The 14308-nt window shown below is 45.4% G+C and carries 8 protein-coding genes and 3 pseudogenes; 10 read left to right on the top strand and 1 reads right to left on the bottom strand.

Translation table 11 applies throughout. The features are described 5' to 3' along the window. Window positions 1–2: 2 nt before the first annotated feature. The 8 genes and pseudogenes from I8J29_RS21295 to I8J29_RS21260 all read left to right on the top strand — a co-directional run bounded on the left by I8J29_RS21295 (window position 3) and on the right by I8J29_RS21260 (window position 8840). Entirely contained in the window at window positions 3–1175 is a 1173-nt protein-coding gene (locus tag I8J29_RS21295; RefSeq protein WP_208849498.1) for an MFS transporter, read from the top strand. After that, window positions 1105–2625, top strand: coding sequence for an aldehyde dehydrogenase family protein (locus I8J29_RS21290; RefSeq protein WP_240546379.1), 1521 nt, complete (start codon window positions 1105–1107; stop codon window positions 2623–2625). The genes I8J29_RS21295 and I8J29_RS21290 overlap by 71 nt, the downstream gene beginning before the upstream one ends. A gap of 99 nt (window positions 2626–2724) precedes the next feature. Then, window positions 2725–4103 (top strand): annotated as a pseudogene (locus I8J29_RS21285) (FAD-dependent oxidoreductase). A gap of 181 nt (window positions 4104–4284) precedes the next feature. Beyond that, window positions 4285–4823, top strand: a pseudogene (locus tag I8J29_RS21280) (NAD(P)H-dependent oxidoreductase). 284 nt (window positions 4824–5107) lie between these two features. Further along, window positions 5108–5209 (top strand): annotated as a pseudogene (locus tag I8J29_RS21275) (IS66 family transposase); the annotation flags it as partial. 119 nt (window positions 5210–5328) lie between these two features. Continuing rightward, window positions 5329–6012, top strand: coding sequence for a response regulator transcription factor (locus tag I8J29_RS21270; protein WP_208849496.1), 684 nt, complete (start codon window positions 5329–5331; stop codon window positions 6010–6012). Between the two features lie 5 nt (window positions 6013–6017). Continuing rightward, the gene (locus tag I8J29_RS21265) at window positions 6018–7376 is read left to right on the top strand and encodes a sensor histidine kinase (protein WP_208849495.1); all 1359 of its coding nucleotides are present in this window, start codon (window positions 6018–6020) and stop codon (window positions 7374–7376) included. 54 nt (window positions 7377–7430) lie between these two features. Continuing rightward, the gene (locus I8J29_RS21260; protein ID WP_208849494.1) at window positions 7431–8840 is read left to right on the top strand and encodes a hypothetical protein; all 1410 of its coding nucleotides are present in this window, start codon (window positions 7431–7433) and stop codon (window positions 8838–8840) included. A 563-nt stretch (window positions 8841–9403) separates the two neighbouring features. Here I8J29_RS21260 and I8J29_RS21255 read toward each other — a convergent pair. After that, window positions 9404–10342: a phosphotransferase family protein gene (locus I8J29_RS21255; RefSeq protein ID WP_208849493.1), complete on the bottom strand. Its 939-nt coding sequence runs from the start codon at window positions 10340–10342 to the stop codon at window positions 9404–9406. A gap of 1611 nt (window positions 10343–11953) precedes the next feature. Between I8J29_RS21255 and I8J29_RS21250 the strand changes: the two genes are divergently transcribed. Continuing rightward, on the top strand, window positions 11954–12871 hold the full coding sequence (locus I8J29_RS21250) for a DNA/RNA non-specific endonuclease (RefSeq protein ID WP_208849492.1): 918 nt from the start codon (window positions 11954–11956) through the stop codon (window positions 12869–12871). Between the two features lie 469 nt (window positions 12872–13340). Beyond that, complete coding sequence (locus tag I8J29_RS34510) at window positions 13341–13973, top strand: oxidoreductase (RefSeq protein WP_338113258.1); 633 nt, start codon at window positions 13341–13343, stop codon at window positions 13971–13973. Window positions 13974–14308 lie beyond the last annotated feature (335 nt).

The raw sequence follows: 14308 nt of genomic DNA, 5'->3' as shown, positions 1-14308 counted from the left end.
CATTGAAAGCAAGCGCAAGAATCGCATTATTGTCGTTGGTCGTTACGACTACCTTCGGAACGATGATGGCCGCACCGGCGCTTAAACCGCTGGCCGTGGCGTTCCCGAATACGGACGCTCTACTGGTACAATGGGTCGTTACAATATCTTCTTTATTCATCTTGCCGACTTTGTTTTTATCCGGTACGCTGGCCAAAAGATTCAATCGAAAATCGATTCTGATCACGGGACTGGTGTTGTATTTAATCGGCGGCGTCGGTCCGGCTTTCATGCAGTCGTTCGATTTAATCTTGGTTTGCAGGGCGATCTTGGGCCTCAGCATCGGCTTAATCTCGCCGACCTTTAATTCGTTGATCGCAGAAAACTTCCAGGGCGAAGCGCGGTCGCGCATGAACGGCATTCAAACGTCGATCAACGGTATCGGCGGCGCCATTTTCCTTTCGATCGGCGGTTTTATCGCATCGCTGGGGTGGAGAGACGTCTTCATGACGTATTTCTACGTAGTGGTGCTGCTGATCTTGGTAATCGCGTTTCTTCCAAAATTTCCGCCTCTTCAAACCAGTCAATCGACGAAATCTTCCGCGAAGCTGCCGAAGTTTTTCATCGCGGTCGCGATCGCGGGCGGCTTCCATACGATGATGTTCGCGTTGATTCCGACGAATCTTTCGCTGTTCATCGCGAATAATGGAATCGGCAGCGTATCGTCGGCAGGTTACTTGATTGCCTTTTCGTTAGTCGGCGTTTTTATCGGTGGACTTTTCATAACGCGAGTAACCAAAGCATTCAAAAAAATGCTCGTTCCGCTCGTTTTGATTTTGATGGGCGGAGGTTTCCTGCTCCTTTCTTCGGCCCACGCGGAATGGACGGTCGCCTTGGCGGTGTTCATGATCGGGTTGGCCGAAGGGGTGCTCTTCCCGTTATCCTTCATTAAAACGTCGGAAGTCGTTCCGACGATAATCGTTACGACGGGCATTTCCTTGCTGCTCGCGTGCGTATATATTTGTCAATTCCTGAGCCCGTTGTTCGTTACAGGAGTCGAAGCGCTGCTTCGTTCGGATTCGACTCGCGACGTGTTCACGGCCGTAGCCGTCGGTTTGGCCGCGGTTGCCGTCGGATTCCTGCTTTTTTCCCGCAACACGATGCGCGCAACGTCGCCATCCGCAACAAAAATCTAATAACAGGCGGTACTTCCTAATGAGACACATTGACAAAATTTATATTAACGGCGAATTCGTAACTCCGCGGGGCACGGAGCGTCAAGAATTGGTGAATCCTTCGACGAGGGAAGTATTCGCGACATTGGCGCTCGGCAACGAGGAAGATGCTAAGCTTGCGATCGCGGCTGCCAAAGCTGCATTCCCCGCTTTCTCCAGAACGACCGTGCAAGAAAGAGCGGATATGCTGCAACGTCTGAACGATGCCATTTTGGCGAGAACCGACGAACTGGCGGAAGCCAACATTCTCGAATACGGCGCTCCCAGAATGCTTTCCGTTCCTCGCGTGCAACTGGCCGCGATGAACTTGATGATCAGCAAAGAAGCGCTCGAGGATTTCGAATTCGTTCATTATATAGGCAAAGCCAAAGTCGTCTCCGAGCCTGTCGGCGTCATGGGGATCATCACGCCATGGAACGCGAGCTATTCGCAAATTACGGCGAAGCTTGGCGCCGCTATCGCCGCGGGCTGCACGGTCGTCATTAAACCGAGCGAAATGAGCGGCTTGCAAACCCAGCTGTTGATCGAATGCTTCGATGTGGCGGGTATTCCTGCAGGCGTCATTAACGTCGTTAACGGTCTTGGCGCAACGGTCGGGGCGGAATTAACTCGCAATAAGGACGTCGCGATGGTCAACTTCACCGGCTCGACTCGGGTCGGTAAAGAAATCCGCAGAGCGACGGTAGATTCGATGAAACGCGTGACTTTGGAGCTGGGCGGTAAATCGCCTTATATCGTGCTCGACGATGCGGATTTCTCCAAAGCGATTCCGGCCGCCGTCAAATCGTGCTACTCGAACAACGGTCAAGCTTGCGTTGCCGGCACGAGATTGTTCGTTCCCGAGCATCGCTTGGAAGAAGTAAAACAGCTGGCCCGCGCGACGGTCGAATCGATGAAAGTCGGCTTGCCGACCGAAGCCGATACGAATCTCGGTCCGATCGTGTCGGAGAAGCAATACAATCAAGTTCAGCACTATATTAACGTCGGCCTTCAAGAAGGCGCGGAACTCGTGGTCGGCGGCGCAGGCCACCCAGCGGGACTGGAGCAAGGTAACTTCGTAAAACCGACCGTATTCGCCAACGTTACGGAAGACATGACGATAGCGAAGGAAGAAATTTTCGGACCGGTACTTTCGATCTTGACGTTCAAAACCGAAGAAGAAGCCATCGAAATGGCGAATAACACGGACTATGGCCTTGGCGCGTATATCAGCTCGAGCAACCTGGAGAAAGCGAACGAGCTGGCTACCCGGATTCAAGCCGGTTCGGTGCTCATCAACGGCGCCGGCTTCGAGATGAAAGCTCCGTTCGGCGGTTACAAGCATTCCGGCATCGGCCGCGAATACGGCGTGCACGGGCTGGAAGACTGCCTGGAGACGAAGACGATCACCGGCTACGATTTGCCGATGTAACTCGCGGTTGCTTTTTGAATACCAAGTTCTTAGTCGAGAACTTGGTTTTCCTTTCTCGAATTATGTGAAATGAATCACAAACTATTGGAGGGAACAACGATGAAAATCGTAGTAGTCGGCTGCACCCATGCCGGAACGGAAGCGACGAAGGACCTTGCGCGCATGTATCCGGACGCGGAAATTAACGTATACGAAAGAAACGACAACGTATCCTTCCTTTCCTGCGGCATCGCGCTTAACGTCGGCGGGGTAGTGGAGAACACGGAGGATTTGTTCTATTCGTCTCCCGAAGAGCTGAGCGCTCTCAGCGTCCATATGTTCATGCAGCATGAAGTGCTCGAAATCGACGCGATGAACAGCAATCTCGTGACGAACGAGCGCTTCTCCGATACGTACGACAAACTCGTCATGACGACGGGCTCCTGGCCGGTCATTCCCGATTTACGCAACATCGGGCTGGACAACATTCTGCTTTGCAAAAACTACAATCACGCCTTGACGATCATCGAGAAAGCCGAACACGCGAACAACATCGCCGTTATCGGCGCGGGATATATCGGCATCGAGTTGGTCGAAGCTTTCGAGCATCACGGCAAAAACGTCACGTTGATCGACAATATGGACCGTGTGTTATTCCGGTACTTGGATCCCGAAATGACGGACCGAGTCGAGGCATCGTTCTCCAACGCGGCATCCGCTTGGCGCTCGGGCAGACTTTGACCGGCTTTGAGGGAAAAGACGGAGTCGTGACGACCGTCGTCACGAACGACGACGAATATGTCGCGGATCTGGTCGTTCTATGCATCGGCTTCCGGCCGAATACGCAGCTGTTGCAGGGGCAAGTCGACACGCTTCCTAACGGCGCGTCCATCGTCGACGAATACATGCACACGAGCGACCCCGACATCTTCGCGGCGGGCGATAGCTGCGCCGTGCGATACAATCCGACGGGGGAGCAGGCTTATATTCCGTTGGCGACGAACGCGGTGCGCATGGGTTCTCTTGTCGCGCGAAATCTACTGAAGCCTACCGTGAAATACTTGGGTACGCAAGGGACTTCCGCGATCAAAATCTACGATCTGCACATCGCTTCGACAGGCATGACGGAAGCGGCCGCGCTAGCGACGGGCATGAACGCGAAGAGCATCGTCGTCGAGCAAAATTACCGTCCCGAATTTATGCCGAGCTACGAGAAAGCCATGTTGAAAGTCGTCTACGAGGAAGAGAGCAAGCGCATCTTAGGAGCCCAAGTATTGTCCAAAGCCGACTTGACCCAATCGATAAATACGATGTCGGTCTGCATCCAAAACCGGATGACGATGGAAGAACTCGCCTACGTCGATTTCTTCTTCCAGCCTCATTACAACAAACCGTGGAACCTTCTTAACGCGCCCGGACTCGAAGTCGTTCAGGATGAACGTCTAATAAAGAAGCAGCCAAGTCCACGTAGAGTGGGGCTTGGCTGCTTCTTTTTATAAAAACCGGTTGAATTTGTTAACGATTATCGATCAGGCGATTTTTGAGATAGATCAAAAAAAAGCGAATAACTTATCCGCAAAATGAAAACGATAAAAATCATGTACACCTTCAAGAATACGAAATGATCTCTGCACAAATAGGTGATGGAACTAAATGTAACGAAAGGAAATTCATTTACTTATGAAAAAATCATTAGTTTTGGTTGCTCATCCGAACTTAGAAAACTCCAATGTAAATAAAAGATGGTTAGTGGAGATACAACAGTATCCTGCGTTTATAACAATTAATGATTTATATGCAAACTATCCCAATTTTCAAATTGATGTTGTAAAAGAACAACTGCTCGTAGAGCAGCATGATCGAATAATTTTTCAATTCCCGTTCTACTGGTATAGCTCACCACCGTTATTAAAAAAGTGGCTGGATGATGTATTGACATATGGTTGGGCTTTTACATCGAAAGGAAGCAAGTTAAAAGGAAAAGAACTCGCACTTGCCATTTCAATCGGAGGATCCGAGAGTGATTATCGTCACGGTGAAGGAGAGGGTTATTCAATAAATGAACTAATTAGTCCTTTTCATGAAACGAGCAATTTAATTGAGACAAATTTTTTAGTTCCATTCACACTTTTGGCACTGATAAAAAGAGTGATAAAGAGTTATGTGAGAGTGCTAGAGAGTATGCAAATTATTACAAGCGCTTTAGAACCTTTCGTTAATGGATAATAATTCTCTTTCAAAATTCTTGATGTATTTTATTGTCCAAGAAACTGTATCGGCAGGCAGTTGAGGAAGGCGTATTCGTCGTTCGACTGGAACCTCGAATGATGGTGCAGATGCACTATGGATCCATTGTCTATCTCCTAAAAGGTTATCAGCAAGATCTGCTGGAACTGACAGATGATATCGCGGACCAAGCGATTCTCGCTTGCTGGAACGCGGTGAGTCAAGAAAAGGGTTGGAACAATTAGTTCAGCCCGATTCTTTTCCCGCATTTTAGATCATCGATAACAACCGAAGTGATCGATCAATCAAGCCATTCGTGATCGAGAGAAAGAACTGGTTATTCGCGAACACGCCCCGTTATGTTTCAGGTTTTATAATTAATACCTAATTTCCATTACACTTTGTTCAATCCTCCTTAAATGCAGGCTGTTTCAGTTTTATTTCAGAATTGCTTGGTATATTGTAATTGATGAGTTGTTTTGAAAAGGAGAATGGATTGTGCGAATTTTGTTGGCTGAAGACGATGAGACGTTAGGAGAACTAACCGAGCATCAGTTGAAGCGACAGTATCATGTAGTAGATTGGATGAAGGATGGGCATCAAGCCAGGGAAGCGATAGCTTCTGGCTGTTATGACGTATATGTCCTAGATTGGATGTTGCCCGAGATGACAGGATTAGAGCTTGTACGTGAAATACGTCGGCAGGAAGATCATACCCCGATTCTCCTGTTAACGGCACGAGATGCCGTGAAAGACAGGGTGGAGGGCTTACGAGCTGGGGCGGATGACTATATGATAAAGCCTTTTGCGTTTGAAGAGTTGGAGGCTAGGTTAATTGCCTTGTTCCGAAGGCAGGATCGGAGTTACCACTCATCGGATATCCTTACATTGGGAGAAATTTCTGCTAACTTGGATAGATTTGAAGTAACCCGAAAGGGAGCTACAATTCTATTAACAAGGCGCGAATTTCAGTTGCTCGTCTGTTTGATGCGCCATTCAGGACAAGTGCTGTCGCGTGAACAGCTGCTCGATCATGTGTGGGGACTCGCTTCGAATGTAACACTGAATGTTGTCGATGCTACAATCCGATTATTGCGAAAGAAAGTAGACGGACCGTATGAAATAAAATGTATTCAAAGTGTTTATGGCGCCGGCTACAGATTCATCATAGGCGGAGAGTGAGATCGATGTTCAAACGGACGCGAACCAGACTAACGCGAGAATTCTCGCTTACGATTGGCATTATTCTTATGATCTCTGCCTTTTTTTCGTTATGGATGGTACAGCAAATGCTTACTTCTACGGAAGACAACCAGCTCGGCTCATTGAGCAAGCAGTATGAGGCAGAGCTGCAGAAGCTGATTGAGTCCCCCAAAGGAAATGCATTATTCGACCCGTCGGTTGATAGAAACAAAGTCAATTCATTCTATGAACCTGGTGGATTGCAATTAAATCAGATGGCTTGGTTGTTTGATCCAAATGGAGAATTGATTTTTCAATCCTCGCCGTCTGAGAAGAATGCACTTGGTGTTAATTTTCCGTTGACGGCTCTTATGCCCATTTTGCTTAAGGAGCCGGATAATAATTACCGAAACGTAAACGCTGAAGGTCGAACATTCCGTATTGGCGGAACCATAATTTCAACGGGCAAAATTCAAGATTACAAAATAATCGTCGCGCAAGAAGTGACCAATGACAATAAACTAATTGCCCAATTGCGATGGGCATTTGCAGGGTTTGCCTTGCTCTTGTTAGCAGCGGGTGGGGCAGCTGGCTCTATCTTGGCTGGACGAGCGATGGGGCCGATTGCTCAAGCTTTCCACCGACAGGAACAGTTTACTTCAGACGCGTCTCATGAGCTTCGGACACCTCTAAGTATTTTGAGATCGGCAATTGAAGTATTGGATGAAGAGCGCAATAAACTTTCTGATTTCCATCGCCACGTATTAATGAAGTCAAGTCAAGAAATTCATCATATGAACCGACTTGTCGAGAACTTACTTGTTCTCGCCCGCAGCGACAACGGCCGTCTTGATTTGGTGACCTCGGAATTTTCTCTAAGGTATACGATTCGCCAAGTCATGGAACAGTTGCAACCAATATCAGAATCAAAGCAAGTAGAACTGAAATGGGAGCACAGTCTGAATTCATCTGACGAAGAGAAAGCCATTATTCTGGCTGACGAAGTGCGTATCCGACAACTTATTCTGATTCTCATTGAGAACGCAATACAGTACAACCGAGAAGGCGGTAGTGTCACGATCTCCGTGGTAACGAATCAGCAGAAGGTCATCCTTATCATTAGCGACACGGGAATAGGGATAGAGGAAGATCATCTGCCCCATATCTTTGAACGATTTTATCGAATGGATAAAGCCCGCACTCGCCGTTCGGAAGGAACCGGTCTCGGTCTTGCAATTGCTAAACAAATCGTCGATGCCCATCGTGCAAAGATTGAAGTGTGGAGTACGCCCCAGGTGGGGACAACATTTCGAGTATCATTTTCGAGCATTTCAGATTCTTTTCAGAATGTTCCCTTAACTTAGTCATGTAGTCTCCTTCTTAAACTGAAGGAAAAACCAAACAAGGAAGGGATATCAATGAAGAAGAATTGGAAACTTGCAAGCGCAGCGATACTAATTGCAATTGCAGTGCCTGTAACTGCGTATGCAGCAGACAACCTGAGCAACCAATCCAGTCAAGCGGACAAAAAGGCAAGTTTGGCAGCCGAAACGATAACGCCTGCTGTCAAACAAGGCGAAAAGCCATCCACGGACAAAAACGGCAAGTTACAGTTAGATTTGCAAACCATTGCTAAAACAAAGCTAGGTCTGGATCAAACTGCTTTTGAACAAGCGGAGAAGGCTGGTAAGTCACTAGCAGATGTCGCGAAGGAGAAAGGCATGGAACTTCAACCGCTAATTAATGAGCTGAGCAAGGAAATTAACGATGAAATTCTAGCCAATTTTGACTCCGAGGCTTTGACGGATCAAGAGAAAGAGAATGTGAAGAAGAAGGCATCCATGGAAGCAGAACGAATCTTCACTGAACCGCTAAACAAAGTAAGTTCGAAGCAAGAGGGTAGCGATTTGAATTTAGCTGCGGCACTTGAGTTACTCGGAATCGACAAGGCTGCTCTCGCTGATCAAGTACATGCCGGTAAATCACTAGTTGACATTGGGAAGGGGCATAACGTAACCCGCCAGCAATTAATTGACACCCTTTTGTCCAGTGAAAACGCTAAAATTGAAGAGCTTGAGAAAAGTGGTAGTATAACACAAGAGCAAGCAGATAAGAAAAAGCAGGCAGCTCTTCAAGATGCAGCGGATTTCGTCGATCATACGTCGGAGCTGTTTAATAAGAAGGAGAGCTTCGCTGGTGAACGAGCCAAAGATGCGGGCTTCGAGGTAAGGCTTGATTTTCAACAGATCGCAATAGACAAACTGGGGCTAGATAAAGAAGATTTCCAACAGGCGGTGGAGGCCGGGAAGTCTCTAGCTGAGATCGCCAAAGAGAAGCGTATCGAAGTCCAACCTCTAATGGATGAATTAACAAAGGAAATTAGTGACGAGATTCAGGCAAAGGGCTCTACTGGACTCACGGACGAACAAAAGGAAAATATACACAAGAAGGCCTCTTTGGAAGCAGAGCGAGTCTTCAATACCCCACTGAACAAAGAGCAAGAAGCGAAAGAGCAATGCATTGGCCAATATAACATGATAGCTGCTTTTGAATTGCTCGGCATAGACAAAACGACTTTCGCCGAACAGGTTCATTCAGGCAAATCGTTTGCAGTCATTGCGAAGGATCATGGTGTATCACGTCCAAAGTTAATCGATGTTCTTATGTCCGACATCAATGCTAAACTCGATGCTGTCAAAGCGAATGGCGACATCTCGCAAGAACAAGCAGATCAAAAAAAGCTAGCTGCACAGAAGGAAGTTGAAGACTTCGTCGATTATACCGCTTCGATGTTTAAGATGAAAGATAAAGAAAGCGATTCCGAATAACGCCAACAGAAAGAACGTAGTAGCAATGAAAGGTGCTAGGCGGATAGCAAAAAAGAAACGGCTGCCGGTTAATGACCAGCTAGCCGTTTCTTATGATTCCTGTTCGATCTATAGCTGACTACCAGCCGGATTGTATCACCAAGAGCCGACTAGCCTCGAAAGTGGCCGATGCCTGATTCAGATATTGAAAGATTACTTACAGTATGACAACCCTTAATAAAGGGAAAAATATCGCTGTTCGAGTAACACTCGAATGGTTATTTTTTTGTGTGCTGCGTAAGTTTCAATGTAATGGGATAAAGGGTTCTTGTCGACCGACAACCTGGAGCTAGTAGTTCACCAGCTCTTTGTTCACCGCTGTGCCGCTTCATGACCGTTTTCCAGCCGTCGACTACCTGACGAACAGTGAGTTTTTGAAGATCGGCAGGTGTAGGGAAGTGACGCAGGGTACCCAGTGGCCCTGGGCCAATGAGGTGTTTGTAAATCTACCTCAGCTCCGGAGGGAGAGGTGGCTGTTGCAATGGCTAGTACCCCGTTAGCATATTTTTCAGAGACATTCTCTGTTAATTCATAATCACGCTTACAACTTGTTTTGCGAAACCAGCATAGGCTTCAATTCGCTCCGGACAACGATTAATTGCCCATCTGGTGTGATCAAAAGCTTTAAGTAATTGTAAAGCTCTCATGCTAGCAAGAGCCTCGTTACTCAAACCGTATCCTTCTAAAAATGCTTGGAACTCCTCAGTATTTGGACCTTCTTTTAGCCCCAGCATGTGGTACTGCAACACTTGAAGAACTGCTCCATGCGGAACGACATTCACTTCAGAATTGCCCCAATCCAGCAAAATAACTTGATTATCATGGACAATTATGTTCTTTAAAGAGAAATCTCCATGGATTAATCCGAAGCGAAACGTTTCATTCTTCATATTCTCAAAAAGTTTTTGTACTCTTTTTGATTCCTCCTGAGTAATTACCCCAAGCTTAATAAGAGGATCATGTTCTGTTAAACAATGGATATTGTGTTGTAAATCACCTTGCAAACTGCCGTCTGATTTTGCGTGTCCTAATGACTGGAACACACCACTCACAGAATCGAGAAGACTTCTTCCAAATCCACTTACAGGAATCGAATCAATACGCTTGGCGTATTCACCAAGCCGTCTCCAAATTTCGGGCTTGTGAACTTTACTGTCTAACCCGTTATCGCCATGGATAAAGGTTTGAATCATATAGGCTGTTTCATTAACTACACCTATGGACAATACCTCAGGTCCAGGTACTCCAACTGCAGTTGCTTGCTCGATACACCACTTTTCCTTAACATAGGTTGGATATGTATCCTTTATGTTCATGCGGACTACGACTTTTTGGTACTCCGTTTCGAGTACATAAATTTGGTTGTCGATGCCTTTACCTGTAATTTGATATGAAGACTTAATTTCTTCTTGGAGAAAATCTCCTGCAATTTGTGCAGCTTCTGATGGTAATAAGTCCTTCATGACATCCCCCTAAATTTCACCGTTTTAAACAATACTCGATTCGTAGAGTATAGTTGCGCTAAAAACCTTCTTCCAATTGTTCTTCCCCAGTAAGTTCTTTTCTAGCAATGATACACTACTTCCTTTAAATATCTTCATAATCACTTGTTTTATGATGGTGAGATTCATTATTAGTCATCCATTAAATATCAAACTAATGGGCTAGCGCCGTGTTCCATGTAGGTGTTCCTCTATAGACTGTTGGCATGACGGGTACCCACTAGCCATTCACATTGGAGGTGTTCAGAACTGGATAAATTAAGAATTAAAATGTGGGATCGATATCGATCGATTCGTTCTTATAATGGGTTAAGACTTACTTTTGATCAGTATTGGTACGAACTTCTAGCTAGAAGTTGGATATCAGAAGGGCCTCCCACCCAATACGTTTATGATGAAATCTGTAGGGAAATCGAGAACAATATGAGTCCATAACCATAAATGTTCTAGTTGTGGCAAGCCATACATTGGTATCAATCTCGAAACGTCGTAGAAATCTGAATTTCTCTTGCAAGCAAAACTTCGAGGCTTGTACTAACCGTAACTGATGATAAAGCAATTGATGCTATTCACCGTGTAAAACGTAAACTTATGGCGGTTTCAATCCTTATCGCTGTTTACCCGCAACCTGAGCCGTGAGCAGAAAGCCGGCACAATAAATCGGTCGAGAGTGCTTAACACGTGTTATGTCGTTAGACAGTCAAAATCTGCCCCCTGAATGCGCGCGCCTTACGCAAAGAGGGCAGATCTACTTAATATTACGATCCTCAATAGAAAATTAGAATCTAAGCTGCTTCTATTTCTGTATTATAATGGATAAGACATTTCCGGAGAATGACGAGCGGCAAACAAAAAGCAGACAGACATAAGGAAGGGAGCAACGATAAAGATGAAGCATGTCGTTACGACCATAAGGACGGACGTAATTGGAGGGAATCCGCGTCATTATTCGGGGGTTCAAGAGATTCTTTCGCTATTAATGAAGTATAAGGATGTCATTGTCCCATTGGACTAAGCGAAGGGCGATAGTGTTATTAAAAAAATCGGAAAGGGATGTGAAAAAGGTGCCAAATAGTAAAATTGGAAGGGGGAAATTATGAACAAAACAATCAACGATTGTAGCTTCTTTAATAATTGGGACCTCAGTTGCAAAAATGTTACATATTACAACTAAAGAATTAACTTCAAGATAAAGAAGCTAAAAAACCTTATTTTTATTTGTTACACAAAAGTCGCAATTTAATCAACTATACCCACGCGGAGTGTATTTGAAGAGATCAACGCATCGTACTTACGGCAAGCGCAAACACGCCGCAATAGTCAAAGCACTTTTCTTTAAATTCAATTTCGGAGCATTATAAATGGTCAACAGCCAATGAAGGCATTGGCAAACGCGGCCGGGGGAAATAAGCAATCTGCTCTTGTGACATTTGCCTATTTGAGGAATATTTTAATATCAAGAGCATTCACAAAGGAGTAGCGAAAGGGCAGGATAATTTAATATGTTAATAGTCTTTTATGGTAAGATAATAGAACATGAACAGGTATGAAACTATTATAGGAGAGTCCTAAATGAAAAAGAAAATGAACTATTTAGTCTTACTGTTAATGATCATCGTAATGGTTGGTTGTACCAATGCAGAAAATTTAACTGTTACAAATACAGAAGATGCTCAACAAGTAGTAACCACAGTTAATAAAGAACCTGAAGAAACTACCCAGACGGTTGTTGACGAGCCGGTAGCCGAGGAAACACCAGCCCAATCAAATAACGAACTATTCTCAGGATACAAACGTATTGAAGTGGATGGTTGTGATTTGTCTGGGTATCGTGAACCTAATGTCGTTGTGGATGTTGGTTATGGGGACCGTGAATACTGGGCATTTACAAACGAACAAGGGCAACTAGTGCGTGTCATTGCTGACGAAATCATTCTACAAGATAACAGTAACGAGTCTGTCTCATCGTCTGGTAGATATTGCTCTGATGAGGCGAAAGTCCCTGGTGTCGAAAGCGAAGTATTAGATGAAGGACATGTCATTGCCGATTCTCTCGGAGGGGTATCGAATGCTTATAATATCACCCCTCAAGATAGTACACTCAACCGATATGGTGATCAAGCATATATGGAAGATGCGATACGCAAAGCAGGCGGAGCTACTGATTTCGAAGCAATTATCACATACCCGAATACAGAAACTCAGATTCCTTCAAATTATCAGTATACCTATTCGTTAAAGGGTAATGTAATTGTTGATACATTTGATAATGTGAACCCAGATGAAGTAAACGCATCACTCGGATTAACAGCCAGTGATTCTTCTGATTCAACAAGTTCGGAGGATCTTTCTAGTGTCGATACAAACGGAAACGGAAAGGTAACGATTAAAGAAGCAAAGGCAGCCGGTTATAGTATGCCAATAACGAGTGACCACTGGCTGTACAAATATATGGATGATCGTGATGGTGACGGTATGGTAGGTGAATAAGACTACAATAAATGAACCAAAATAAGTTTAATATAACAACCCTGCTTGTATAGTCATCCGACACTGCAATAATTGTCGGATGACAAGAACTTTATCCCTTAAAAAGCTGCGTAAATCGCAGCTTTTTTATTTTAGTCCATCAGGTTCTTGTCACAAATCAATCAAGAACCTAATGTCATTTTCAATTTTGACAAGAACTTTATGTCATTCCCGACGGAGCAGACAAGCTGACTTTATTTGTATGAACTAGCGAGCAGAAATACGGTGCTGACAGAACCCATGGCATGATGTGATTCGTATCTTGTTTTCTTATTCTAGAATCGTGTACCGAATAAGAATAGACCGCCTTAGAAGAGCAGGCGGCAGTATAAGGTAGCGTCCAGCTCAGTCACAAGCTATAGATTCCTTTCTAATAAAAATCCACTTGCTTTGCCATAAATTGAGGTGATGCCGAAATCCCAGTTTCAATATACGATTCCAGATGGCACCGATGACGAGAAACTTCTCCTTGAACGGCATACCTGGTCCCGATGTTGCCGCTTATTATCGTCGTCGCGCGGAGGGAGGGGTCGGACTGATCATTACCGAAGGGACCATCATTAACCATCCGGCTTCGGCGGCTGACCACAACGTACCGCGTTTCTTTGGTGAAGATGCGTTGAACGGCTGGGCGCACATCGTCAATGAGGTGCATGGCGGATTAACTGCAATGGGAGTAAGTCCGGATTGGTCGACACATCTTATCGAACATGCCGTATCAGCTGTCCATGACATCCCACATGGCGGAGGGATAGCTATAATTGCCCCTCATTGGATGGAACATGTCGCGGCCATACGGCCGGAGAAAGTCGCACAGTTTGGTGTTCGTGTATTTGATTTGGATAGGACAGGAAAAACAGATCATCAACTGGCAGCGGAAGCGATCCAGTCGCTCAAGGAATTTTGGAAATCCATTGGCGCCCCAACGAAGTTGTCTGATTATGGAATCGATGACAAGGAAATTGAACTGATGACGGAAAGGGCTATGCTCGCCGATCAAATTGGTAGTTATGTTCCTCTTACAAGAGAAGACGTCAGAAGGATCTTGAGAAATTCTTTATAATTCTGAAAATGGGCTGTCTCATAAGAGACAGCCCATTTTTGCCTTATCTTGATACTCATCAATCCGAAGTATTACCATCCAAAATCTTTAACCGTTTGGTTGTTGGGACATTGTACGCTCCTATAGGGTTGTTTGAGACCCATCATAGTATAAGCGAGCGTTCGCGCGCAAATGGACATGATCGGATTAGGCAATCAAATGAGGCGATCGTGATATCTCCTTCCATCCGGATCGCATTCATTGCCGTTAGAGGAGCTTCACATCGTACAAAGCGGATTGACTATCGCACTTCGTCAAGTTTACTGTCCCCGGCCAGCGACCGCGACCTCGGCGAC

Origin of the sequence: Paenibacillus artemisiicola (assembly GCF_017652985.1) — a bacterium.
Lineage (GTDB): Bacteria > Bacillota > Bacilli > Paenibacillales > Paenibacillaceae > Paenibacillus_Z > Paenibacillus_Z artemisiicola.
Note: the sequence above shows the minus strand (reverse complement) of the source record. Positions and strands in the feature narration are given on the sequence as shown.